Source organism: Curtobacterium sp. Arg-1 (assembly GCF_025643395.1).
GTDB classification, from domain to species: domain Bacteria; phylum Actinomycetota; class Actinomycetes; order Actinomycetales; family Microbacteriaceae; genus Curtobacterium; species Curtobacterium poinsettiae.
Genome location: NZ_CP095731.1, coordinates 217,295 through 238,974, shown reverse-complemented (window position 1 = coordinate 238,974; position 21,680 = coordinate 217,295). Strand labels below are relative to the sequence as shown.

General features: G+C 69.2%; 23 protein-coding genes. 19 read left to right on the top strand and 4 right to left on the bottom strand.

Features of this window, described 5'->3' with window-relative positions:
- The first annotated feature begins 205 nt into the window (after positions 1-205).
- The 5 genes from MXD64_RS01175 to MXD64_RS01155 all read left to right on the top strand — a co-directional run bounded on the left by MXD64_RS01175 (position 206) and on the right by MXD64_RS01155 (position 3,846).
- Positions 206-721: a GNAT family N-acetyltransferase gene (locus tag MXD64_RS01175; protein ID WP_052481940.1), complete on the top strand. Its 516-nt coding sequence runs from the start codon at positions 206-208 to the stop codon at positions 719-721.
- A 43-nt stretch (positions 722-764) separates the two neighbouring features.
- The gene (locus MXD64_RS01170) at positions 765-1,550 is read left to right on the top strand and encodes a class I SAM-dependent methyltransferase (RefSeq protein ID WP_082047013.1); all 786 of its coding nucleotides are present in this window, start codon (positions 765-767) and stop codon (positions 1,548-1,550) included.
- Between the two features lie 55 nt (positions 1,551-1,605).
- Positions 1,606-2,322 (top strand): alpha/beta fold hydrolase, encoded by a 717-nt coding sequence (locus tag MXD64_RS01165; protein ID WP_263136998.1) that lies wholly within the window; start codon positions 1,606-1,608, stop codon positions 2,320-2,322.
- Positions 2,323-2,365: 43 nt separating this feature from the next.
- Positions 2,366-3,226 carry an alpha/beta hydrolase gene (locus MXD64_RS01160; RefSeq protein ID WP_263136997.1) on the top strand — a complete coding sequence of 287 codons (861 nt, stop codon included), beginning with the start codon at positions 2,366-2,368 and terminating at the stop codon, positions 3,224-3,226.
- A 95-nt stretch (positions 3,227-3,321) separates the two neighbouring features.
- Positions 3,322-3,846, top strand: coding sequence for an AAA family ATPase (locus MXD64_RS01155; protein WP_042540950.1), 525 nt, complete (start codon positions 3,322-3,324; stop codon positions 3,844-3,846).
- Positions 3,847-3,991: 145 nt separating this feature from the next.
- On the opposite strand, the gene MXD64_RS01150 is transcribed toward MXD64_RS01155, so the two are convergent.
- On the bottom strand, positions 3,992-5,023 hold the full coding sequence (locus tag MXD64_RS01150) for a PDDEXK nuclease domain-containing protein (protein WP_263136996.1): 1,032 nt from the start codon (positions 5,021-5,023) through the stop codon (positions 3,992-3,994).
- Positions 5,024-5,131: 108 nt separating this feature from the next.
- On the opposite strand from MXD64_RS01150, the gene MXD64_RS01145 reads away from it, so the two are divergent.
- From MXD64_RS01145 to MXD64_RS01125, 5 genes are all read left to right on the top strand, one after another.
- Positions 5,132-5,476 carry a histone-like nucleoid-structuring protein Lsr2 gene (locus MXD64_RS01145; protein WP_017887618.1) on the top strand — a complete coding sequence of 115 codons (345 nt, stop codon included), beginning with the start codon at positions 5,132-5,134 and terminating at the stop codon, positions 5,474-5,476.
- Positions 5,477-5,848: 372 nt separating this feature from the next.
- Entirely contained in the window at positions 5,849-6,394 is a 546-nt protein-coding gene (locus tag MXD64_RS01140; protein ID WP_155896970.1) for a hypothetical protein, read from the top strand.
- A 120-nt stretch (positions 6,395-6,514) separates the two neighbouring features.
- Positions 6,515-7,720, top strand: coding sequence for a histidine kinase dimerization/phospho-acceptor domain-containing protein (locus MXD64_RS01135; protein WP_263136994.1), 1,206 nt, complete (start codon positions 6,515-6,517; stop codon positions 7,718-7,720).
- Entirely contained in the window at positions 7,605-8,018 is a 414-nt protein-coding gene (locus MXD64_RS01130) for a sensor histidine kinase (RefSeq protein ID WP_263136993.1), read from the top strand. The genes MXD64_RS01135 and MXD64_RS01130 overlap by 116 nt, the downstream gene beginning before the upstream one ends.
- A 57-nt stretch (positions 8,019-8,075) precedes the next feature.
- A complete protein-coding gene (locus MXD64_RS01125) occupies positions 8,076-8,372 on the top strand; it encodes a histone-like nucleoid-structuring protein Lsr2 (RefSeq protein WP_017887621.1) in 297 nt (98 codons plus the stop codon).
- Positions 8,373-8,553: 181 nt separating this feature from the next.
- Here MXD64_RS01125 and MXD64_RS01120 read toward each other — a convergent pair whose 3' ends face one another.
- The 3 genes from MXD64_RS01120 to MXD64_RS01110 all read right to left on the bottom strand — a co-directional run bounded on the left by MXD64_RS01120 (position 8,554) and on the right by MXD64_RS01110 (position 9,561).
- Complete coding sequence (locus tag MXD64_RS01120; RefSeq protein ID WP_140449152.1) at positions 8,554-8,757, bottom strand: hypothetical protein; 204 nt, start codon at positions 8,755-8,757, stop codon at positions 8,554-8,556.
- 109 nt (positions 8,758-8,866) lie between these two features.
- Positions 8,867-9,013 carry a hypothetical protein gene (locus MXD64_RS01115; protein WP_263136991.1) on the bottom strand — a complete coding sequence of 49 codons (147 nt, stop codon included), beginning with the start codon at positions 9,011-9,013 and terminating at the stop codon, positions 8,867-8,869.
- A 170-nt stretch (positions 9,014-9,183) separates the two neighbouring features.
- On the bottom strand, positions 9,184-9,561 hold the full coding sequence (locus MXD64_RS01110) for a hypothetical protein (RefSeq protein WP_263136989.1): 378 nt from the start codon (positions 9,559-9,561) through the stop codon (positions 9,184-9,186).
- Positions 9,562-9,742: 181 nt separating this feature from the next.
- Between MXD64_RS01110 and msrA the strand changes: the two genes are divergently transcribed.
- The 9 genes from msrA (at position 9,743) to MXD64_RS01065 (ending at position 21,601) form a co-directional block, all read left to right on the top strand.
- Complete coding sequence (gene msrA / locus MXD64_RS01105; protein ID WP_263136988.1) at positions 9,743-10,264, top strand: peptide-methionine (S)-S-oxide reductase MsrA; 522 nt, start codon at positions 9,743-9,745, stop codon at positions 10,262-10,264.
- A gap of 289 nt (positions 10,265-10,553) precedes the next feature.
- Positions 10,554-11,462 (top strand): polyphosphate kinase 2, encoded by a 909-nt coding sequence (ppk2, locus tag MXD64_RS01100; protein WP_017887624.1) that lies wholly within the window; start codon positions 10,554-10,556, stop codon positions 11,460-11,462.
- A gap of 161 nt (positions 11,463-11,623) precedes the next feature.
- The gene (locus MXD64_RS01095) at positions 11,624-13,267 is read left to right on the top strand and encodes an APC family permease (protein ID WP_042536969.1); all 1,644 of its coding nucleotides are present in this window, start codon (positions 11,624-11,626) and stop codon (positions 13,265-13,267) included.
- Positions 13,268-13,282: 15 nt separating this feature from the next.
- Entirely contained in the window at positions 13,283-14,122 is an 840-nt protein-coding gene (locus MXD64_RS01090) for an urea amidolyase associated protein UAAP1 (RefSeq protein WP_042536968.1), read from the top strand.
- The gene (locus MXD64_RS01085) at positions 14,122-14,832 is read left to right on the top strand and encodes an urea amidolyase associated protein UAAP2 (protein ID WP_042536965.1); all 711 of its coding nucleotides are present in this window, start codon (positions 14,122-14,124) and stop codon (positions 14,830-14,832) included. Before MXD64_RS01090 ends, MXD64_RS01085 begins: the two co-directional genes overlap by 1 nt.
- Positions 14,829-18,548, top strand: coding sequence for an urea carboxylase (uca, locus tag MXD64_RS01080; protein WP_411512249.1), 3,720 nt, complete (start codon positions 14,829-14,831; stop codon positions 18,546-18,548). The genes MXD64_RS01085 and uca overlap by 4 nt, the downstream gene beginning before the upstream one ends.
- Complete coding sequence (atzF, locus tag MXD64_RS01075) at positions 18,545-20,245, top strand: allophanate hydrolase (RefSeq protein WP_214518874.1); 1,701 nt, start codon at positions 18,545-18,547, stop codon at positions 20,243-20,245. The genes uca and atzF overlap by 4 nt, the downstream gene beginning before the upstream one ends.
- Before the next feature lie 26 nt (positions 20,246-20,271).
- Positions 20,272-20,964 (top strand): TetR/AcrR family transcriptional regulator, encoded by a 693-nt coding sequence (locus MXD64_RS01070; RefSeq protein WP_214518873.1) that lies wholly within the window; start codon positions 20,272-20,274, stop codon positions 20,962-20,964.
- Between the two features lie 43 nt (positions 20,965-21,007).
- Complete coding sequence (locus MXD64_RS01065) at positions 21,008-21,601, top strand: biotin transporter BioY (RefSeq protein ID WP_017887631.1); 594 nt, start codon at positions 21,008-21,010, stop codon at positions 21,599-21,601.
- Positions 21,602-21,680 lie beyond the last annotated feature (79 nt).

Genomic DNA, 21,680 nt, shown 5'->3' with positions numbered 1-21,680 from the left:
GGGGCAGCGCACGCCCGGTAGCCGATCGGCTACCGGGACGCGATCACGACACAGAGCGAAGCTGCTCACAGTCCAGCGCGCTGCACTGTCGGGCCAGCCGGGCTCACCCGGCGCTTCAAGCCGTCTCGTTAGCCGATCGATTATCGGACAGCTGTGATCGGCCGTTTCGGTCGTATCCGCTTAGTCGATCCCTTAGCGTCGTGTCGTGGATCAAGACGAGCTGGTCGTCGAGGCGGCGACGATCGAGGACGTTGCGTCCGCGCAAGCGCTCATCGATGGCGCGCGGGAGTGGTTGCGATCGCGCGGGATCGACCAGTGGCAGGACGCTGTGCCGAACTCTGTCCTAGTCCGGGACGCAGAGCAGGGAAACCTCTTCGTCGTGCGTCGAGGTCCGGAGGTAGCGGCGATGGTCACGGTCTACGACGCAGATCCCGAGGTTTGGGATGATGATGCGACGCCGGCGCTCTACGTGCACCGGCTTGCGGTTGGGCAAGCGCATCGCGGGGCTCAGCTCGGGGAACGGTTGCTGCGGTGGGTGGAGGAGCAAGCGCTCTGCCGTGAGCTGCGAGCAGTGCGGCTCGACTGCGCGACCGACAACCCCGGACTCCGCCGGTTCTATGAACAGCGAGGCTTCCAGTATCTCCGCGATCTGACGGTCACCGCCCCTGCCGGTGGACGCCTGCTGACGTCAAGCCTCTACGAGCGCCTACTCGTCCGCTGAGCGATCCGTCATCGGGGATCGGTTGTGTGGGTAGCGTCGAGACATGCTCGACGGATGGTCTGATACTGCGACTGCTTACGACAGGTCTTTCGCGCGACTCTGCGCAGGGGCCATCGACGGGTTGCTCGGGAACCACGTGAGCGTCGGCGACGGGCCCGCTCTCGACGTCGGAACAGGGACGGGATCCGTTGTGGGCGCCCTCATTCGACGCGGATTCGCGGTCACCGCATGCGACAAGGAACCATCCATGGTGCGGTTCGCTGCAAGACGCTACCCGGCGGTTGACATCGGAACTGCGGCGCTGCCCTCACTGCCCTACGACGACGCCTCGTTCGCGGTCACGACCGCGAACTTCGTCCTCAACCACGTACCAACCCCGCTCACATCGGCTCGTGAGCTCCTTCGAGTCACCCGTCCTGGTGGAACGGTCGCTGCGACGATTTGGCCGTCCGAACCGGTCGGAGCGCTCAACCAGTTCTGGAACCTGATCATCAGGGAAGCGGACGTCACGGTGCCCGCCGGACACCGATTGCCTCCAGCGGATGATTTCCCGAGAAACGTCGGCGGCTTCTGCGAGCTGTTTCGCACCGCTGGCGCAACCACCGTCGGCTGCAGCCTGTTTTCGTACACCTTCCGTATCCGCCCCGACGACCTCTGGGCAGCGGTGACGGCAGGGATCGCAACGATCGGTCAGACGTACATGAGCCAGACCGACGAAGGCCGTCAACGAATGCAGGCTGTCTTCACGGACGCAGCGGTGCGGGAGGCCCCTTCCGATGTCCTTTCGTTTGAGAGCACAGCGGTGGTTGCCCACGCCTCAGTCCGGTAGCCGATCGGCTAACGAGACAGCCGGCCCGTGGAGCAGGATGTGTTTCGATACCCCGATGAAGCTCCACGTTGAGGTGCATGGCCAGGGGGACCGCACGGCGGTGCTGCTGCACGGGATGATGGGTTCTCGCGAGAGCTCGTGGCGAGTAGTGCCGCTGCTGGTCGCGAGCGGCTATCGCGTCTCAGTGGTCGATCTTCCGGGCCACGGACTGTCACCGCGCGACGACACCTTGACGGTAGATCGGGCCACCCGATCGATCGCGGAGTCCGTTGCCGACGAATGCGGACCGACGCCTGACCTCGTGATGGGCCATTCGTACGGTGCGATGCTCCTCGCAGCGGCTGTGGACGCCGGGCTGCTGGCCCCGGCGCTCTCGGTCTACATTGATGCTCCCTTCACGTCGCGCGGCGGCTGGGACCGCACCGAACTCACCGCCGAGTACGAGCAGGACAAACGAGCGCGCACGTACGACGAGCTTCGAGCATCGCGGCCGTTCTACAGCGACCAGGACTGCGTTGTCGAGGCTCGTGCAGCGGACCACTTCGATCCGGCCACGGCGGCGTCGCCGGCAACGGGGCCTGGGGTGTCCTTCGAGCCGGAGCCCGGATCGATCATCGTGCGAGCGAAGCCGAGCCTGTACGTCGATGACGTGACAGCGGCGCACCACGAGAGCCGGGGCGTGATCGTCCGGGACGTCCCCGGAGCAGCCCACTCTGTCTGGTACAGCCACTTTGACAAGTTCGTTGGCGCGCTGCCCGAGGTGTTCCGGTAAGCCATCGCTATGGGGGACGAAGCGGTCCCGGTAGCATCCGAGCGTGTCGACGCCGCAACCATTCGCTGCTCTGCCGCTGTCTCAGGACAACGTCTCGTACGAGTACGGACCTGACTCTGTGACACGCGTCGGCGTTGAGCCAGGCTCGGTCGAACAGTTCGTGCTCGAAGAGAGCCAGCGTTTCCCGGGTACCACGCGAAGTGTGTGGGTGCACCGCCCAGCAGGGCATCGGGCCGACGAGCCGAGCGCGGTCATGTTCTTCAACGACGGCTGGTGGTACCTCGATCCCGACGGCGACGTCCGCGGTGGGATCGTCCTCGACAACCTCGCTGCCAAGCGTGACTTGCCACAGGTGATTGGCGTATTTGTGGACCCTGGCGTGCTCGATGTCAACGGAACGCCGACGAAGCACCGCAACGCTGAGTACGACGCGTTCAACGACACGTACGCCAGCTTCCTCCTCGACGAGGTACTCCCCATCGTGCGAGAGCGCTACGCGGTCTCGGACGATCCGATGATGCGCGGCATCTGTGGTGGCAGTAGCGGCGGGAACGCTGCCGTCACCGCGGCGTGGAGCCGACCCGAGGGCCTTGGTCGAGCGATCGCCTTCAATCCGAGCTTCGCGCAGATGCCCGGCGGCAACCCGTACCCGGCCCTTTTTGCTACCGAACCCCGCAGGCAGACACGTCTGTTCCTCCACGCCGCTCACCGCGATTTGCACTGGAACGAGCCTGAGTGGAATTGGTTCGCCGAGAGCCTGGACACCGCGGCTGCGCTCGGACGCGCGGGCTACGACTTTCGCCTCGTTGTCGGCGACGGCAACCATTCACCCAACCACGGCGGAGCACTCCTCCCCGACGCTCTGCGCTGGCTCTGGCAAGCTCACCCCGCGTCCGTTCGATAGCCGATCGCCTACAGGGCGCCTGCAGCCGGCACTCGCGGGGGTATCCACTTAGCTTGGTGGTACCCGGCGGCATGGACAGTTGTAGGGTCCGAAGCATGGCGCTGGTGCTGACGTGTGGGTTGTCGTTCTCCGGTAAGAGCACGTTGGCTGCTGCGCTGTCCAACGCATTGGCGGGTGAGCTATTGAGCCTTGACCGGATCAATGAGGAGCGTGGACTTCACGGTGGACAGGGCATCCCGTTGGAGGAGTGGGCGGCCACGAACCGGATCGCGCACGCGCGTGCGGGCGTGCTCCTTGCTGCTGGCCACCACGTCGTGGTCGATGACACAGGATCGCCGCGCTTCATCCGCGACGAGTGGCGCGCGACCGCATCAGCTGCAGGGGTGCCGTTCGTACTCGTGTGGGTGCAGATCAGTCCGGAGTTGCAGCGGGAACGGGTCCTGGCCAACAGGTTGGGGCAGGTGCGGCCCGACGTTACGGACGCGGTGCTTGCAGAGCACGGCGCGAGCTTCGAGCCACCGGTACAGGAGGCCCCGTTGGTCATCGACGCGACTTCCACGAGCGACCCAGTGACCATCGCAGCCATCGTCGAAGCGATCAAGGCTGCGGCTGTCCGGTAGCCGATCGGCCACCGGACACGCGCGGCCGTTTCTGGAGCCCGCCAGGATCCAGGGATCTCGGTGTCTCAATAGACCCGCCCGGCGATGCGCCCGGTGACGGTTCCCTTAGTGAGACACGGGGGCTGCTGGTGGCACGCACCTCTGGTCAGGACTCGAGGGTGTTGGTCTCCGTCGCCAGTGCGGCTGCGAGGTCGGCTTCCGAGGGCAGGGCAGCGCGGACCGCGGGCGGGAGGAGGTCGTAGCTGGCGACACCGATCGGGGCCTGCTGTCCCGCGAGGGAGTATCGGACGACGGCGTCGTTCTTGTCGGCGACCAGCAGCAGGCCGACCGTGTCGGCGTGCTGGGGTCTGCGGAGCTTGTCGTCGACGAGTGCGACGTAGAAGCCGAGCTGGCCGAGGTACTCGGGCTTGAACTTCCCGGTCGTGAGCTCGATCACCACGTACCGGAGCTGCTCGACGTGGAAGAACAGCAGGTCGACGTAGAAGTCGTCCCCGTCGACGTCGAAGTGCACCTGCCGGCCGACGAATGCGAACCCTTCGCCGAGCTCGCGGAGGGTATCGATGATCCTGTCGACGAGTGCCTGCTCGAGGTGGCGTTCCTTCGCGTCACCGTCGAGGGCGAGGAAGTCCAGCACGTACGGGTCCTTCGTGATCTGCTGCGCCAGATCCGAGTCCCCCGGCGGGAGGATCTCGGCGAAGTTCATCGGCGCCGCCTGGAGCCGGGTGTGTGCCTCGGACCGGATCTGGTGCTCGAGGACGTTCCGCGACCACCCGTGGGCGGCCGCTTGGCCGGCGTACCAGTCGCGGAGCTCGTGGTCATCGAGCCGGTCGAGGAGGACAGTGATGTGGCCCCAGGGCAGTTGTGCAACAGCCTGTTGCAGAATCTGCTCGTCCGGCCAGGCCGCTGCGAACGCGCGCATGTACGCGAGATTCCGCGGGGAGGAGCCCTTCATCTCCGGGAATTCAGCACGCAGATCCGTCGCGAGCCGGCCGATGACGTTGCTCCCCCACCCTTCATCGCCCTGGCGTTGCAGGATCGTTGCGCCGATCCCCCAGTACAGACGGATGAGTTCTGTGTTCACGCGGCGCTGCGCCGTGAATCGGGCGGCGCGCACTTGCTGCTTCAGCTCGGCAAGAGCAGCGGCATACCCGGATACGGCTGGCGACGAATCAGACATCACCGCTCAGTCTGCCCGACCAGCCGATCGGAAGAAGAACGAAGGCAGCGTTCTACGGGATCAGCTATGCAAGGGTGGAGAGGATCCCCGAGCGAAAGGCGACCTCCCATGGCGCAGAAAGTCACCACGCACCTCGTCGACGACCTCACCGGCGACACCATCGAAGACGGCAAGGGCCGCACCGTGTCCTTCTCTTTCGATGGCGGCCACTACGAAATCGATCTGACCGACGACAACACCGACGCGCTCCGCGAAACGTTCTCCGACTACATCGCCGCAGCACGCAAGGTCACCAGCCGCGCTGGCCGCACCAGCGCCGGCAGCGCGCCGAAGCGTGGCAACTCGGAAGAGCTCGCGAAGATCCGCGAATGGGCGAACGCGAACGGCCACGAGGTCTCCTCCCGCGGCCGCATCAGCCAGGCCGTCCGCGACGCCTACAACGCCGCGCACTGACGCCACTCTGCCAGCGGTACAGTCGGCCACCTCGAGGGGTGGCCGGCTGTTCGCGTTCGCCCCGACATGACGTTCACAGGTCGGCACGCCGCACGAATAGTTCACTTTCGTAAAGTGTCCTGTTCATACGCGTCCTTCCTGTCGCGCTTACCCTCGGCGCTCAGACCGAGAGATGGTCTCTTGAAGGAAGGTGATCCGGCGACCCTGCAGGCTCAACGGCTACTCCTGAACGTGATCTAAGATTCAGGTTCACCAACTGCCAAATCCCTCCCACTGCCCAGGCGTTGCGGTTCCGCGCCTTGGCTTGTCAAAACCTCCCACCCATGCTTGTGCGAGGAGCGCTGCGGACGTCAGCCTCCCGGGGAGAAGACTATGAACATCACCAAGAGGTCGCGCCGGTTGACTTCGCTCGGGGTAGCACTCGGGCTCGCCGTCGCAATCGCGGTTCCCACAATGGCTTCTGCGGCGACTGGACTCGAAGCCACACCAACGGTGAGCAACGCACCAAACACCGCCCAGTATGACGCCCAGCTCCAGGCGTTGGCCGGCACGCAGACGGAAGCGGAGATCCACCAGGTCGAGTGGTCTGGCGGCCAGGTATACCTGCTGGTCGACGGCGCAACGGGCAAGGTCACAGCGGCGTACAAGCCCAATTCACGAGTACACACCGATGCTTTGTCGTTCTCGTCACCCGGCTGCACTTCAACCAGCCTCTGCATGACAACAACCTCATCGGTGCCTTATGGCTACACCGGCACCGGGTCGCTGTCCGGCCGCTGGGGCCCATTGAAGCGCTTCGCGGCGGGCGACCGCGAGGCATACATCAACTACGGGGGACATCAGTACAGCTTTCCGCCGGACGGCTTCATCGTCTTCGGAAGCCACCCGGTGACCATCACGCGAATTCAACGCCTCTAAGTTCTCTTAGGATGGGCGCGACACCGGCTGCCCGGTCACGCGCCCATCTGTTCTGCTTGGTGAGACCATGACACGCAATGCACCGCCTCAGCTGGGCGAATCACGATGGAGTAGCGGCCAATGATTCGACGCCTACGCAACCTGTCGCTGCGCGCGCGCCTGACGCTCGGGAGCGTAGGGGTCGCCGCGCTGGTCATCGCCGCGCTGGTCATGGCGATGCGCGTTCAGGTGGACAACGTTGTCGCGAACGCAACCCGCACATTGCTTCGCGCGGACGCGAGCCCGTACGTGGCGGAGGTGGAACGCTCAGCGGACCCGAGTTTCCGTGCGCCAGGAAACGGACAGCTTGTCGCCGTCCTCGACCCGAGCGGCAAGCGAGTTCTTTCATCAATCGAACAGCGTTCGCTGCTGCGGAAGCTACCCGAGATCGCGCAGTTTGACGACGGCTCCTCAACGGCGATCCAGGCTGGCTCGTCGTACCGGGTCGTCGTCGACCACCCGCAAGGCGCCTCAGGGCGTTGGACCGTGATCGCCGCAAGTGACGCCCAGGGAGAGGCGCTCGTCATCGACTCGCTGACCGGCGGCGTCGTCGTCGCTGGCGTGCTGGTTCTGGCCTGTTTCGGCGGCGCGACATGGCTGTTGTCCTGCGCCGCGCTCAGGCCGGTCTCGAGGATGCGGCGCGAAGCAGAACGACTCAGCGCCGGAGAAGCCGACGCCGACCTTCCCGTTGGAGACGCCCGGGACGAACTCCAAGCTCTTGCACGCACCTTGAACGAGTTCTTGAGCAGGACGCGCGACGCTGCCGCACGCGAGCGCCAGATGGTATCCGACGCAAGCCACGAACTCCGCACCCCACTCGCCATCCTCACAACGCAACTGGAACTCGCTTCACTCGACAGGGGCGACGCCGCCGCACTCCAAGTTCACGTCAAGCAAGCGCAGCACAACGTCGCGCGACTCGCGCGACTCGCGAACGACCTCCTTACCCTCTCCCGAGCGGACGAAGCCGAACGCGTGGACTCGACGTCGCGAACGCTCACCAGTTGGGAAGAGCTCAGCGATGAAGCTACTGGTAGCAGTAGACCGCCTACGAATGATCGCAGCCGCAAAAAACATCACGATCGAATTCGACATCGATCCGCAAGACGGATCCGACTCGGAAGAAAATGCAACGCAGGAACCCCACGTGTTCCGACTGGATCGCCGCGGAATGAGTCAACTCATCACCAACACTGCCAGCAACGCGATCGACGCACTCCCGGAATCTGGGACGATCACAGTCGCCTGGTCGCTGGAAGACAGCTCCGCCCGGCTGACGGTCACTGATGACGGCCCCGGTGTGCCTCCGGACTTCATCGCCGTGGCGTTCGACCGGTTTACCAGGCCGGACAAGGCGCGTACAGCGCGACCGACTGACGGCCAGCCGAAACTCGGAGGATCCGGACTCGGCCTCGCGATCGTCCAAGCCACAGCCCAGCTCGCCGGAGGCACTGCTTCAATGCGTAATCTCGACCCGCGCGGACTGGAAGTCACCGTCGTGATTCCACGGATAAGCCCCGAAAAGCCCAAGATAACTAAACGAGAGCGGCGTTTTGGGCACGCAAACACCGGGAAAGCCGGCTGAAACCGTCGGCCGCACGCCACGCACCGGCGTCCTCCGCACAGCCCCCCCCCGGGGGGCATGCCGGCGCCTCGCCCGTGCTGTGGTTGGAGCGCGAGGGCAGATGGCGCCTATTACGAGATCGACCTCACCGACGACAACGTCGACGCGCTCCGCGAAACGTTCTCCGACTACATCGCCGCCGCACGCAAGGCCAACGGCCGCTCCGTCCGCACTACTGCTGGCAGTGCGCCGAAGCGTGGGAACTCGGAAGAGCTCGCCAAGATCCGCGACTGGGCCAACGCGAACGGCCACGAGGTCTCCTCCCGCGGCCGCATCAGCCAAGCCGTCCGCGACGCGTACGACGCCGCACACTGACACCCCCGCGACACGGCACACGGGCACGTGCCGGCTAGGTAGGCACCTCAGCCGTGCGGTTTCCGCATTGTTCTGCGGGCGGGACGCGCTGACGACAACGCCTCCACGTGCGCTGGCTGACGAGCAGGGGTCGCGCGACCGGTGACGGCGCCCGACCCCTGCTGTGGTTGTTGCCTGTCGTTCAGTCGCAGATCCGGTGGTAAATGTACGCCGTGCAGATCTGCCGCTTCTTGTCGCAGTTCTTCGCGTGGACCGTCTCGGTCCACGTGTGACAGACGACTGGTCCAGCATGTGCCGGAGCTGCAGCAGCGGGCAGAACGACACCCACTCCCGCCAGCGCCACGACCATCCCCATGCCGGCCAGTGCCTGCTTGATCTTGCTCATCGCATGTCCCCCTGTTTGTTCGGAGCCGTTCGGCACCTCATCGTAAACGGGCGGCCGTGCCCGCGCACGCGCCATCGATGGCGGGTTGTATAGGGGGGTGACTCGTCCGTCAGGACGCTGGTTCGACGCCGTAGGCTGAAGGGTTCCGGTTAATGGCGTGCAGCAGCCCACGGATCTTCCAGGCCCCGGCTCCGACCTCGATCGCGTACTCCCCGGGCGCATCGATGCGGCGGGCGATCGCCTGTTGATTTGTCATCGTTACACCCTTCGAGACGGTAGCCGATCGGCTATCGGGCACCGAGACCAGCGCTCCTGTGTCCGTCGATGACGCCGTCCACCTCGCAGTCGGCCCGGTCTCGAAACCGACCTGGAGTGAACGGCATCAGGTCCTCGGGAGCGTGTGGCGGCGAGTTCGCTTGACGACGGTCACCTGATCGACAGATCGATCGCGACGACGCCGAGCACGAAGGTCAGGACGATGACCACGAGGCCGATCGCTGGCGTCACTACCCGTCGCCGCACCGTGGGAACACCGGACGCTCCGATGACCCAGGTCGTGATCGTGACGATGAGTGCGACCAGCGGTACGAGGAACTGCGCGGTCTCCCCGACGGCGTACGAACACTGCAACGTCACGTCGGAAGCGCAGGGCGTGTACTGCTCCAGTTGCGCGGCGACCATCCCCGGCAGCGAGCCGATCGTCGCGAACACCTCGAGGAACACGAGGGAACAGGGCGCGAGCCCCAGTCCCCACGAACCACGCGGACGGCGCTGCCCCTCGTCGTGCACGGATGACCGCTTCATGTGGCCTGACCGTAGCGCAGGGGTGACACGGAGCACGGACTCGTAGGGTCGAGTCGTACCGACCGCACACCCGGGTGGGGCCGTGCCCCACAGCGGACCTGACGACGGGAACAGATCGTCCCTGTTGCCGGTTGCACCACACGGTGTCGCAGCCAGTGACACGAGAGCCCAGGAGGCCACCATGACCACCACCGAGACCGCCATCCTCGCCGGCGGATGCTTCTGGGGAGCGCAGCAGCTCCTCCGTCGTCGTCCCGGCATCGTCAGCACCCGCGTCGGCTACTCCGGCGGCGACCTGGCGAACGCGACGTACCGCAACCACGGCGACCACGCCGAGTCGGTCGAGATCGTCTTCGACCCGTCCCAGATCTCGTACCGGGACCTGCTGGAGTTCTTCTTCCAGATCCACGACCCGTCGACGAAGGACCGCCAGGGCAACGACATCGGTCGCAGCTACCGTTCGGCCGTCTTCTACACGACCGACGAGCAAAAGCAGGTCGCGCTCGACACCATCGCGGACGTCGATGCGTCGGGCATCTGGCCCGGCAAGGTCGTCACCGAGGTCACCGCGGCCGGCCCGTTCTGGGAGGCCGAGGACGAGCACCAGGACTACCTCGAGAAGAACCCGCACGGCTACACCTGCCACTTCGTGCGTCCGGGCTGGAAGCTCCCGCACCGCGATGAGGCGACCGCGGCCGTCTGACCTGACGAACGCGGCGGATCAGCGTGATCCGCCGAGCAGTTCCAACCAGTCCCCGGGACGGCGATCCGCCGACCCGGGGACTGTCTGCATCACGGGGTGACCGGCCGGCCATGGCTCCGCCATGCCTGTGAAGGACCACATGCGGACGGGAGGCACGGGGCGGGCCCGCACCGCGCCTCCAGGCCGTCGTCGGGTCGCGTCCAGGGCGAGGCGTGGGGCGGTCGTGCGGGTGGCCGGGCCAGGATGGTTCTGGGGCCGACAGCCGATCGGCTCGCAGAGGGAGGACACCGTGGACACAGCGCCGTACTCGCAGCCGTTGCGGGAGTACATCGAACAGCTGCGGACCGAGGGGTACAGCGTCGCGGGCGGCCAGACGGCCGACCCGGACCTGATCGACCCGCACGGCAACCCGGTGCTGACCTGGCAGGACGACTACCCGTACTCGGAACGCCTGCCGCGGGACGAGTACGAGTACCAGAAGTACCTGCTGCAGATCGAGCTGCTGAAGTGCCAGTACTGGCTCGAGGACACCGGGCAGAAGGTCGTCGTGCTGTTCGAGGGGCGTGACGCCGCGGGCAAGGGCGGCACGATCAAGCGGTTCACGGAGCACCTCAACCCCCGGACCTCGCGGGTGGTCGCGCTGAGCAAGCCGACCGAGCGCGAGCGCGGTGAGTGGTACTTCCAGCGGTACGTGCAGCACCTGCCGGCCGCCGGTGAGATGGTCCTGTTCGACCGCTCCTGGTACAACCGTGCCGGCGTCGAACGGGTGATGGGGTTCTGCGACGACGACGAGTACGAGTCCTTCATGACCCAGGTGCCGCAGTTCGAGCGGATGCTCGTCGACTCCGGCATCCACCTGACGAAGTTCTGGTTCTCGGTGACCCGGCGCGAGCAGCGGACCCGGTTCGCGATGCGGCAGCTCGACCCGGTGCGGCGGTGGAAGCTGTCCGACATCGACCTGCTGTCGCTCGACCGGTGGGAGGACTACACCGAGGCGAAGATGGCGATGTTCACCCGGACGAGCAAGCGGTACGCGCCGTGGACGATCGTGCGGTCGAACGACAAGAAGCGCGCACGGCTCAACGCGATGCGGTACTTCCTGACGCAGTTCGACTACCCGGACAAGGACGCCGACGTGATCGGCAAGCCGGACCCGCTCATCGTCCGCCGGGGCAAGCGGGACGTCGACATCGAGTGATCCCCCGCGGCGGCTGAACCGCCCGCCGACTCGGAACGTTTACACGCCGCCGCTTCCCGTCACGCACTCGAAACAGACGGGCAACGGCGCCGACACAGGGCCGCAAGACACTTGTCGCACTACCTGTCACCCGACAGGTACTCCGCGAAAGGTCTGCAGTCATGCGTTCTCCGCAAGCACCGCTCCACGCACCGCGCGCCACGTCCGACGTCGACACGCAGGGGCTCGCCCGCCTCGGCTACGAGCAGGAGCTCCACCGCGGGGTCGGCTCGTTCTCCTCCTTCGCGGCGGGCTTCTCCTTCGTCTCGATCCTCACCACGGTCTTCCAGCTGTTCGGACTCGGCTTCGGGCTGGGCGGTGCTGCGTTCTTCTGGGCGTGGCCGCTGGTCTTCGGCGGCCAGCTGCTCGTGGCGCTGAACTTCGCGCAGCTCGCGGCCCGCTGGCCGATCTCGGGCGCGATCTTCCAGTGGTCGAGCCGTCTGGCCGGAGCCCGGTTCGGGTGGTTCACCGGCTGGACGATGATCATCGGCCAGATCCTCACCGTCGCGGTGGCGGCCATCGCCGTGCAGGCCGTGCTCCCCGCGATCTGGGACGGGTTCCAGATCGTCGGCGGTCCGGGCGCCGACCCGTCCGTCGCGTCGCCGACCGGTGCGGCGAACGCGGTGGTCCTCGGGCTGGTGATGCTCACCGTGACCACGATCGTGAACATCACGAGCGTCCGGCTGATGGCCCGCGTGACGAGCTTCGGCGTGCTCATCGAGATCGTCGGCGTGGTCGTGCTCATCGGCGCCCTGTTCCTGCTGCCGCACCGCAGTGCCTCCGTGGTGTTCACGACCGCCGGCTCGACGAGCACCGAGCCCTACGTGTGGGCGTTCCTGGCGTCCTCGCTGATGGCCGCGTACGTGATGGTCGGCTTCGACTCCGCCGGTGAGCTCGCGGAGGAGACCCACAACCCGCGCCGGACCACCCCGAAGACGATCGTCCGGGCGCTGACGGTCTCCGGCCTCGGCGGCGGGCTGCTCATCATCGGCGCCCTGGTCGCCGCGCCGAGCCTGACCGACGGCAAGCTCGCCTCGCAGGGCCTGGCGTGGGTGATCACCTCGACCCTCGGCGACGTCTTCGGTCGGCTGCTGCTCTGCACCGTCGCCGTCGCGGTCTTCGCCTGCACCCTGGCCGTGCAGACCGCCGGCGCCCGGATGGTCTACTCGATGGCCCGCGAGAAGGCGCTGCCCTTCCACCGCACCCTCGCCCGGGTCTCGCCCCGCACCGGCACCCCGATCGCCGCGTCGATCGTCGTCGGGGTCGGCGCCGGGCTGGCCCTCGCCGTCAACATCGGGCAGTCCGCGATCTTCACCGCCCTGTCGAGCCTGTGCATCGCGATGCTCTACCTGGCCTACCTCGGGGTCACCGGGCCGCTGCTGGTCCAGCGCATCACGCTCCGTCGCACGGGCCTGCCGACCGGGGTGGACGAGGACGGCAAGCCGCTGTTCACCCTCGGCCGCTGGGGCATCCCGCTCAACGCCCTGGCCGTGGCGTTCCAGATCGGCATGGCGATCAACCTCATCTGGCCCCGGCCGGAGATCTACGACCTGACCGGCACGTCGTGGTGGCTGCAGTACAGCGCCCTGCTGTTCATCGGCGGCGTGCTGCTCGTCGGCTGGGCGTGGTCGAGCTGGCGGCACCGGGTGCACGGCCCGATCACCCTGGCCGAGGTCCCCACCACCGCGGCGGTGCCCGTCCCCGCAGCCGCGGCTGCCGCGAACCCGGTGGCCGAGGCCCCGGCTGCCGCCTCCGTCGAAGCCTGACCCGGAAGGAACCCCATGCGCGACCTCCACCAGACCGACAGCGTGCTCGCCTCCCGGTCCGACGCACGTGCCCAGGCCGGCTCGCAGTCCGAGTACATGCCGTACCTGCCGGCGTCGTCGTCGCCGTTCGCCCCCGCGGGCGTCGACCCCGCGCAGCTCGTGTGGGCGGAGACGGTGGCACCCGGCGGGTACACGCACAAGGTGCTGGCCCGCGGGTCACGGCTGCGGTTCGACGACCCGACGGGTGACGCCTGCGCCAACGTCCTGGTGTGCAACGCGCTCGAACCGTGGGAGCGGCTCAACGTCGCCGACACCCAGAAGATCCCGTGGCAGGCGTACCTGGGCCAGGGGTCGCCGCTGCTGAGCGGGGACGGCCGGGCACTGGCGACCGTGCTCGAGGACACCTCCGGGCACCACGACGCCTTCTGCGGCACCTCGACCGACGCGTGGAACGAACGGAAGTACGGCGACGCCGCACCCGAGGGACGCTCCCCGAGCGGTCGGTCGCTGTTCGCGAAGGCCGCCGCCAAGCACGGGCTCACCAAGCGGGACCTGCCACCGAGCGTCTCGTTCTTCCAGGGCGTACGGATCGACGACGAGGGGGCGATGACCTTCACCGGCTCGGCCGGAGCGGGCACCCACGTCACGCTCGTCGCCGAGCTGCCGCTGCTCGTGCTGGTCGCCAACGTCGCGCACCCGATCGACCCGCGACCGGACTACGTCGTCGGACCGCTCCGGGTGCACGCCTGGCGCGGGACCCCGACGACCGCGGCCGACGAACGGTTCACCGCGACGCCGGAGCTCACCCGCGCCTACCTGAACTCGATCGACTACGCGGAAGCCCGAGGCCTGTGATGACCGGTACGACGACCCACACCCACATCCGCACCTCCACCGTCCCCGTCGGGGCCGTCCACGACCCGGACGTCGCCCTCGACTGGAGCGAGTCCCTGGTGCCCGGCGCGGTGGTCCGCGACGACCGGGTCGCCCCGCTCGCACCGTGGTCCGCCGTGGTCCGTGCCGGCCAGGTGCTCACCATCGTCGACGTCGGCGGCAACCAGAGCGCCGACTGCCTGCTCTACGACGCCCACGACCCCGACGAGCGGTACAGCGTGCCGGACACCCTCGCCGCCCAGGGCAACGCGTACGTCCGGACCGGCACCGTCCTGATGTCGAACGAGGGCCGTCCGCTGATGACCGTCGTCGCGAACGAGATCGACCGGCAGGACACCATCGGCGGCGCGTGCTCGAAGGAGTCGAACACCCTGCGGTACGGGCACCACACCCGGTACCAGCACGGCTGCCGCGAGAACTTCCTGGCCGAGGCCGGCCGCCACGGACTCGGTGCCCGCGACATCGTGTCGAACCTCAACTGGTTCATGAACGTGCCGGTCGAGGCCGACGGCGCCCTCGGGATCGTCGACGGCATGAGCGCCCCCGGCAAGCGGGTCGCGATCCGGGCCGAGCGGGACGTGCTCGTCGTCGTCTCGAACTGCCCGCAGATGAACAACCCCTGCAACGACTTCTCCTGCACACCGCTGCGCATGATCGTGGTCCAGCCGTGACCGCCGCGCCCGACCTCACCGGGACCGCCACCGTGAACCAGACCCCTGCCCTCAGCACCGACACCGTCCTCGTCGCGAACCGCGGTGAGATCGCCCGCCGCATCATCCGCTCCGCCAAGGCACTCGGCATGCGCACCGTCGCCGTCTACTCCGACGCCGACCGCGCGGCACCCCACGTCCGCGAGGCCGACACCGCCGTCCGGCTCGGTCCCGCACCCGCCCGCGACTCGTACCTGCGCATCGACGCCGTGGTGCAGGCGGCGAAGGACACCGGCGCCGGGCTCGTGCACCCCGGCTACGGGTTCCTGTCCGAGAACACCGAGTTCGCCCGCGCCTGCGAGGACGCCGGCATCCGGTTCGTCGGACCGACCGCCGACCAGATCGTCCGGTTCGGCGCGAAGCACACCGCCCGCGAGCTCGCCGCAGCCGCCGGGGTCCCGATGCTCGCCGGCACCGGGCTGCTCGCCAGCGTCGACGACGCCGTGACCGAGGCCGAGCGCATCGGGCTGCCCGTCATGCTCAAGGCCACCGGGGGTGGCGGCGGGATCGGCATGCAGGCCTGCTCGACGCTCGACGAGGTCCGCGAGGCCTACACGAGCGTCGTCCGGCTGGCGACCGCGAACTTCGGGTCGGCCGGCATCTTCCTCGAACGGCTCGTGCGGCCGGCCCGGCACGTCGAGGTCCAGCTCTTCGGCGACGGCGAGGGCCGCGTCGCGGTGATCGGCGACCGCGACTGCTCCCTGCAGCGCCGCAACCAGAAGGTCATCGAGGAGGCCCCGGCACCGGCGCTGCCCGAGCACGTCCGCGCCGAGCTGCACGCGTCCGCCCGCCGCCTGGCCGAGAGCGTCGGGTACCGCAGCGCCGGCACCGTCGAGTTCGTCTACGACCCGGTGCGGGAAGAGGCGTCGTTCCTCGAGGTGAACACCCGCCTGCAGGTCGAGCACCCGGTCACCGAGGAGGTGTTCGGCGTCGACCTCGTCGAGCTCATGCTCCGCCTGGCCCGCGACGGTGCCGCCGGCATCGACCCCGACGTGTTCGACCGCACCTGGACCCCGAACGGCCACGCCGTCGAGGCCCGCGTCTACGCCGAGGACCCCGCGAAGGGCTCGCTGCCCTCCAGCGGCCTCGTCACCCAGGCGGTGTTCCCGAGCGCGACCACCGCATCCGGCGAGCGCACCGGCATCCGCGTCGACGGCTGGGTCGAGACCGGCTCCGAGGTGTCCGCGTTCTACGACCCGATGCTCGCGAAGGTGATCGCGACCGGGGAGACCCGCGACGACGCCCTCGACCTGCTGCGCGACGGGCTCGCGACCACCCGCATCGACGGCATCGTCACGAACGCCGGGCTCCTCCGTGCGCTGACCGACGACCTCGAGCTCCGCACCGCCACGCACTCCACCTCGACGCTCGACGCAACCGAGGACCCGGACCCGCGCATCGACGTCGTCGCGCCGGGCACCATGACGATGATCCAGGACCTGCCCGGCCGGGTCGGGTACTGGCAGGTGGGTGTGCCGCCGAGCGGCCCGTTCGACGCGGCGTCCTTCGCCGAGGCGAACCGCGCGGTGGGCAACCCCGACGGCGCCCCCGCGCTCGAGGTCACCGCCACCGGCCCGACGCTCCGGTTCTCGGCCGCCTCGGTGGTCGCGCTCACGGGTGCACCGGCCCCGGTCACCCTCGACGGCGAACCCGTGGCGCTGTGGGAGCCGGTCGAGGTCGGCGCCGGCCAGACCCTGGCGATCGGCACGGCCCCCGGTCCGGGCCTCCGCACCTACCTGGCGGTCCGCGGCGGCTTCGACGTGCCGACGTACCTCGGGTCGACCGCGACCTTCACGCTCGGTGGCTTCGGTGGCCACGCCGGTCGGGCACTGCTCGCCGGCGACGTCCTGCGCCCGGGCTCCCCGGACTCGGACGCCCCGCACCCGGCGTTCCCGTCCGGTACCCGTCTGGGTCTGGTGGGCGGGCCGACCCCGGCCGACCGTCGCACCGCCCTGACCGACGCGTGGGAGATCGGCGTCACGGAAGGCCCGCACGCGGCCCCGGACTTCTTCACCCGCGCCGACCTCGACGTCTTCTACGCCACCGACTACGCCGTGCACCACAACTCGGCGCGCACCGGCATCCGGCTCATCGGCCCCCGACCCGAGTGGGCGCGGACCGACGGCGGCGAGGCCGGTCTGCACCCGTCGAACATCCACGACACCCCGTACGCGGTCGGTGCGATCGACTTCACCGGGGACACCCCGATCATCCTGGGGCCGGACGGGCCGTCGCTCGGCGGCTTCGTCTGCCCCGCCGTGGTGGCCAGCGGCGACCTGTGGAAGCTGGGCCAGCTCCGACCCGGTGACACGGTCCGGTTCGTCCCCGTCCGCGAAGCCGACGCCGCCGCGCTCGACGCACACCGGGCCTCCAGGACGGTGCCGCGCACCGGGAGCGACGGCAGCACCGGAGGTGACGGCGACGACGGCGTGATCGCCCGCCTGGATGCGACCGACGTGCGGCCGAGCGTCGCGTACCGACGCGACGGCGACGACAACGTGCTCGTCGAGTACGGCGACATGACCCTCGACATCGCGCTGCGGATGCGCGTGCACGCGCTCATGACGAAGCTGCAGGAGCACACGCCGAAGGGGATCCTCGACATCACGCCGGGCATCCGCTCGCTGCAGGTGCACACCGACGCGTCCGTGCTCAAGGCGCGCGACGTGGCGGGGCTGCTCCGCGAGCTCGAGGGCGAGATCCCGCCGACCGACCAGCTCGTCGTGCCGTCGCGCACCGTCAAGCTGCCGCTGTCGTGGGACGACCCGGCCACCCGCCTGGCGATCGAGCGGTACATGAACGGCGTCCGGAACGACGCCCCGTGGACGCCGTGGAACATCGAGTTCATCCGTCGGATCAACGGGCTCGAGAGCGTCGACGACGTCTTCCGCACCGTGTTCGACGCGAGCTACCTGGTGCTCGGACTCGGCGACGTGTACCTCGGCGCCCCGGTCGCGACCCCGCTCGACCCCCGGCACCGGCTGGTCACGACGAAGTACAACCCGGCCCGCACCTGGACCGCCGAGAACTCCGTCGGCATCGGTGGCGCGTACCTGTGCATCTACGGCATGGAGGGTCCTGGCGGCTACCAGTTCGTCGGCCGCACCGTGCAGATCTGGAACCGGTTCCGCCGGGGCGGGCTGTTCCAGGAGAACCCGTGGGCGCTGCGGTTCTTCGACCGGATCGAGTGGTACCCGGTCGGTGCCGACGAGCTGCTCGAGCTGCGGGCCGAGACGGACGCCGGGCGGGGCTCGTTCGAGACCGTCGAGGGCGAGTTCTCGATCGCGTCGTACAACCGGTTCCTCGCCGACAACGCCGGGTCCATCGCCGACTTCCGGGCGCAGCAGGCGCAGGCGTTCGGCGAGGAGAAGGAGCGGTGGAGGGCGTCGGGCGAGTTCGACGTCCGTGACGAGCCGGCCGCCGTGGTGGCCGACGCCGTGACCGTGCCCGAGGGGTCGACCGCCGTGTACGCCCCGTTCACCTCGACCGTGTGGCAGGTGGACGTCCGCCCGGGTGACCGCGTGGACGAGGGGCAGAAGCTGCTGGCCGTGGAGGCGATGAAGATGGAGTCGATGGTGCACGCACCGGTGCCGGGCCACGTGCTCGAGGTGTACATCAAGCCGGGCGACCAGGTCGCGCCGGGGCAGGTCCTCGCCGCGATCGGAGCGGCAGCGTGAGCGGGACCGCCGCCGCGGCCGCCACGACGTCCGCCGCGGCCCGCGTCCGCGACGCCTTCGCCCGCATCGACGCCGTCGACCGCCCCGAGGTCTGGATCACCCTGCGCGACCGCACCGACGTCCTGGCCGAGGCCCTCGCCGTCGACCCGTCCCTGCCCCTGGCGGGCCTGCTGTTCGCCGTGAAGGACAACATCGACGTCGCCGGCCTGCCCACGACCGCCGCCGCCCGCTCCTACGCCCACGACCCCGCCGCCGACGCGACCGCCGTCGCCCGGCTCCGTGCCGCCGGCGCCGTCGTCGTCGGCAAGACGAACCTCGACCAGTTCGCCACCGGCCTGGTCGGCACCCGCTCGCCCTTCGGCGCGGTCCGGAACGCCTGGGACCCGACGCGGATCTCCGGCGGCTCGTCGAGCGGTTCCGCCACGGCGGTCGCCCTGGGCATCGTCGACTTCGCGCTCGGCACCGACACCGCCGGGTCCGGCCGGGTGCCCGCCGCGCTCGGCAACCTGGTCGGGGTGAAGCCGACGAAGGGGCTCGTGCCGAACACCGGGGTCGTCCCCGCCTGCCGCTCGCAGGACTGCGTCACGGTGTTCGCCCGATCGCTCGACCTGGCGCGCACGGCGGCCGAGCTGATGGCCGGTCCGGACGGCGTCGACCCGCTCGCACGGCCCGACCTGGCCCTCGCCGACCTGCCCGCCGTCCCGCGCATCGCGGTACCGCTGCCGTCGCAGCTCGAGGGGCTCGCACCCGGCTGGGCCGAGGCGTTCGCCGCCGCCGTCGAACGGTTCCGCACGCTCGGACACCAGGTGGTCGAGGTCGACATCGCACCCCTGCTCGACGCCGCGTCGCTGCTCTACGACGGCGCGTTCGTCGCCGAGCGGTACGCGGCCGTCGGCGCCCACATCGAGGCCCACCGCGACGAGGTCGGTGCCGACCTCGACCCGTCGGTCGCCGCGATCGTGCTCGGCGGTGCACGACCGACCGCCGCGGAGCTCTTCGCCGACCAGGAACGACTCGACGCGTTCGGGGCAGCGGGTCGCGCCGCACTCGAGGGCACGACCGCCCTGCTCACCCCGACGACGACGTGGCACCCGACGCTCGAGCAGGTCGCGACCGACCCGATCGGCGCGAACAGCCGGATGGGTCGGTACACGAACTTCGCGAACCTGCTCGACATGGCCTCGCTCGCCGTACCCGCCGGCTTCGTCGACGGGCTGCCGTTCGGCGTGATGCTCACCGGTCCGGCGTTCAGCGACCGCCGCCTGGCGGCGTTGGCGGCCGCGTTCGCCGCCCCGACCCTCGACCTGCTGGTCGTCGGGGCGCACCTGCGCGATCAGCCGCTGAACGGACAGCTGGTCGCGTCCGGCGGATCGTTCGTCCGGGAGGCCCGCACCGCGTCCGACTACCGGCTGTACGCCCTCGACACGGTGCCGCCCAAGCCCGGGCTGGTCCGCGTGGGTCCGGTCGCGTCCGGCGCTGCTGCACCGGGCTCCGGCATCGTCGGGGAGGTCTGGCGCCTGCCCGCCGCCGGCTTCGGCACCTTCGTCGCGGCCCTGCCGTCGCCGATGGCGATCGGCACCGTGGCGCTCGACGACGGCACCGAGGTCACCGGGTTCCTGGTCGAGCCGTTCGCGGTCGAGGGCGCCGAGGACATCACCCACCACGGTGGCTGGCGCGCGTACCGGGAGCAGTCGTGACGGACGCCGGCTGCCAGGATGGGGGCATGACCCCCGACGACCGGCCCGTGCGCCCCGGCCGACCTCGGGCCGTGCCGAACGCCGACTCCGCGCTGAGCCCCCGCGACCAGATCCTCGACGCCGCCGCCGCGCTGTTCGTCGAGAACGGCATCAGCGCGACCTCGACACGGGCGATCGCTGAACGGGTCGGGATCCGGCAGGCCTCGCTGTACTACCACTTCGCCGGCAAGGACGACATGCTCGTCGAGCTGCTCACGACCTCGGTGCGTCCGAGCCTCGAGCTGGTCCGCGGCCTCGAGCAGCTCGTGCCGGAGTCGGCCTCGGCAGCCGCTGCCCTGGCCGCGCTGGTCGTCGCCGACGTGGACACCCTCGCCCGCACGCCGCACAACATCGGCACGCTGTACCTGCTGCCCGAGGTGCAGGGCGAGCGCTACGACGGCTTCCGGGCCGAGCGCGTGGAGCTGCAGGAGGCCTACGGGCGCCTCGGCTCGCGCGCCGCCACCGCAGAGGTCGCATCCGGCGTCTCCCCGTCGCGCCTCGGTGCCGTGCTCATCCAGATCGCCGAGACCGTCATCCAGCTCCGCCGGTCCGGGCCCGTGCAGGACGCCGACCGCGACGCCCTCGTCGCGACCTGCCTGCGCGCCTGCGGCCTCGACGCCGCCGCGGTGGCCGAGGCCCGACGCGACGCCGAGTCCCTGCTGGCCGCCGTCGCGGTCTGACCCCTTCTCCCCCGACCTCCTTCTTCCCCCAGCGAGGAACACCATGACCACGATCACCCCCGCCGCACACCGTCCGCTCGCCGACGCACTGCTCCCCCGCACCGCGGTCGTCAGCACCGCCCTGGTCCTCGGTGGCGCACTGCTGACCGCCGGAGCCGCGCAGGTGTCCGTCCCGATCTGGCCCGTCCCGATCACCGGGCAGACCCTGGCCGTGCTGCTCGTCGGCAGTGCCCTCGGTGCTCGCCGCGGTGCCATGTCGATGCTCGTCTACGCGCTGCTCGGCGTCGTCGGGCTGCCGGTCTTCGCGGACGGTTCGGCCGGGGTCGGCGTGCTCGTCGGTCCCTCGGGCGGGTACATCGTCGGCTTCGTCGTCGCCGCGGCCCTGGTCGGCTGGGTCGCCGAGCGCTTCGGCGACCGCCCGCTGCGGAATGCGCTGCTGTCCTTCGCCCTGGGCACCGTCGTCACCTTCGCCGCCGGGATGGCGTGGCTCGCGGTGGCACTCGGCCTCGACCTGCAGCAGACCCTGCAGTACGGGCTGTACCCGTTCGTCCTCGGTGGCGTGGTGAAGACCCTGATCGGTGCCGGCGTGATCTCCCTCGGGTGGACCGCAGCGCTGCGCTCGGCCACCCGCCGGTGAGCACTCCGTCAGGACTCCGCCGCCGGCCGTAGGGGTTCCGTCAGGAGCCCTTCCGCGCCGTTCGAGCGCGCGAGAGCGT

Bases quoted from the DNA above. Each gene is read 5' to 3' on its own strand.
- MXD64_RS01170 (WP_082047013.1), top strand. From the start codon at position 765: ATGCTCGACGGATGGTCTGATACTGCGACTGCTTACGACAGGTCTTTC.
- MXD64_RS01165 (WP_263136998.1), top strand. From the start codon at position 1,606: ATGAAGCTCCACGTTGAGGTGCATGGCCAGGGGGACCGCACGGCGGTG.
- MXD64_RS01155 (WP_042540950.1), top strand. From the start codon at position 3,322: ATGGCGCTGGTGCTGACGTGTGGGTTGTCGTTCTCCGGTAAGAGCACG.
- MXD64_RS01150 (WP_263136996.1), bottom strand. From the start codon at position 5,023: ATGTCTGATTCGTCGCCAGCCGTATCCGGGTATGCCGCTGCTCTTGCC.
- MXD64_RS01145 (WP_017887618.1), top strand. From the start codon at position 5,132: ATGGCGCAGAAAGTCACCACGCACCTCGTCGACGACCTCACCGGCGAC.
- MXD64_RS01140 (WP_155896970.1), top strand. From the start codon at position 5,849: ATGAACATCACCAAGAGGTCGCGCCGGTTGACTTCGCTCGGGGTAGCA.
- MXD64_RS01135 (WP_263136994.1), top strand. From the start codon at position 6,515: ATGATTCGACGCCTACGCAACCTGTCGCTGCGCGCGCGCCTGACGCTC.
- MXD64_RS01130 (WP_263136993.1), top strand. From the start codon at position 7,605: ATGAGTCAACTCATCACCAACACTGCCAGCAACGCGATCGACGCACTC.
- MXD64_RS01125 (WP_017887621.1), top strand. From the start codon at position 8,076: ATGCCGGCGCCTCGCCCGTGCTGTGGTTGGAGCGCGAGGGCAGATGGC.
- MXD64_RS01120 (WP_140449152.1), bottom strand. From the start codon at position 8,757: ATGAGCAAGATCAAGCAGGCACTGGCCGGCATGGGGATGGTCGTGGCG.
- MXD64_RS01115 (WP_263136991.1), bottom strand. From the start codon at position 9,013: ATGACAAATCAACAGGCGATCGCCCGCCGCATCGATGCGCCCGGGGAG.
- MXD64_RS01110 (WP_263136989.1), bottom strand. From the start codon at position 9,561: ATGAAGCGGTCATCCGTGCACGACGAGGGGCAGCGCCGTCCGCGTGGT.
- msrA (WP_263136988.1), top strand. From the start codon at position 9,743: ATGACCACCACCGAGACCGCCATCCTCGCCGGCGGATGCTTCTGGGGA.
- MXD64_RS01095 (WP_042536969.1), top strand. From the start codon at position 11,624: ATGCGTTCTCCGCAAGCACCGCTCCACGCACCGCGCGCCACGTCCGAC.
- MXD64_RS01090 (WP_042536968.1), top strand. From the start codon at position 13,283: ATGCGCGACCTCCACCAGACCGACAGCGTGCTCGCCTCCCGGTCCGAC.
- MXD64_RS01085 (WP_042536965.1), top strand. From the start codon at position 14,122: ATGACCGGTACGACGACCCACACCCACATCCGCACCTCCACCGTCCCC.
- MXD64_RS01070 (WP_214518873.1), top strand. From the start codon at position 20,272: ATGACCCCCGACGACCGGCCCGTGCGCCCCGGCCGACCTCGGGCCGTG.
- MXD64_RS01065 (WP_017887631.1), top strand. From the start codon at position 21,008: ATGACCACGATCACCCCCGCCGCACACCGTCCGCTCGCCGACGCACTG.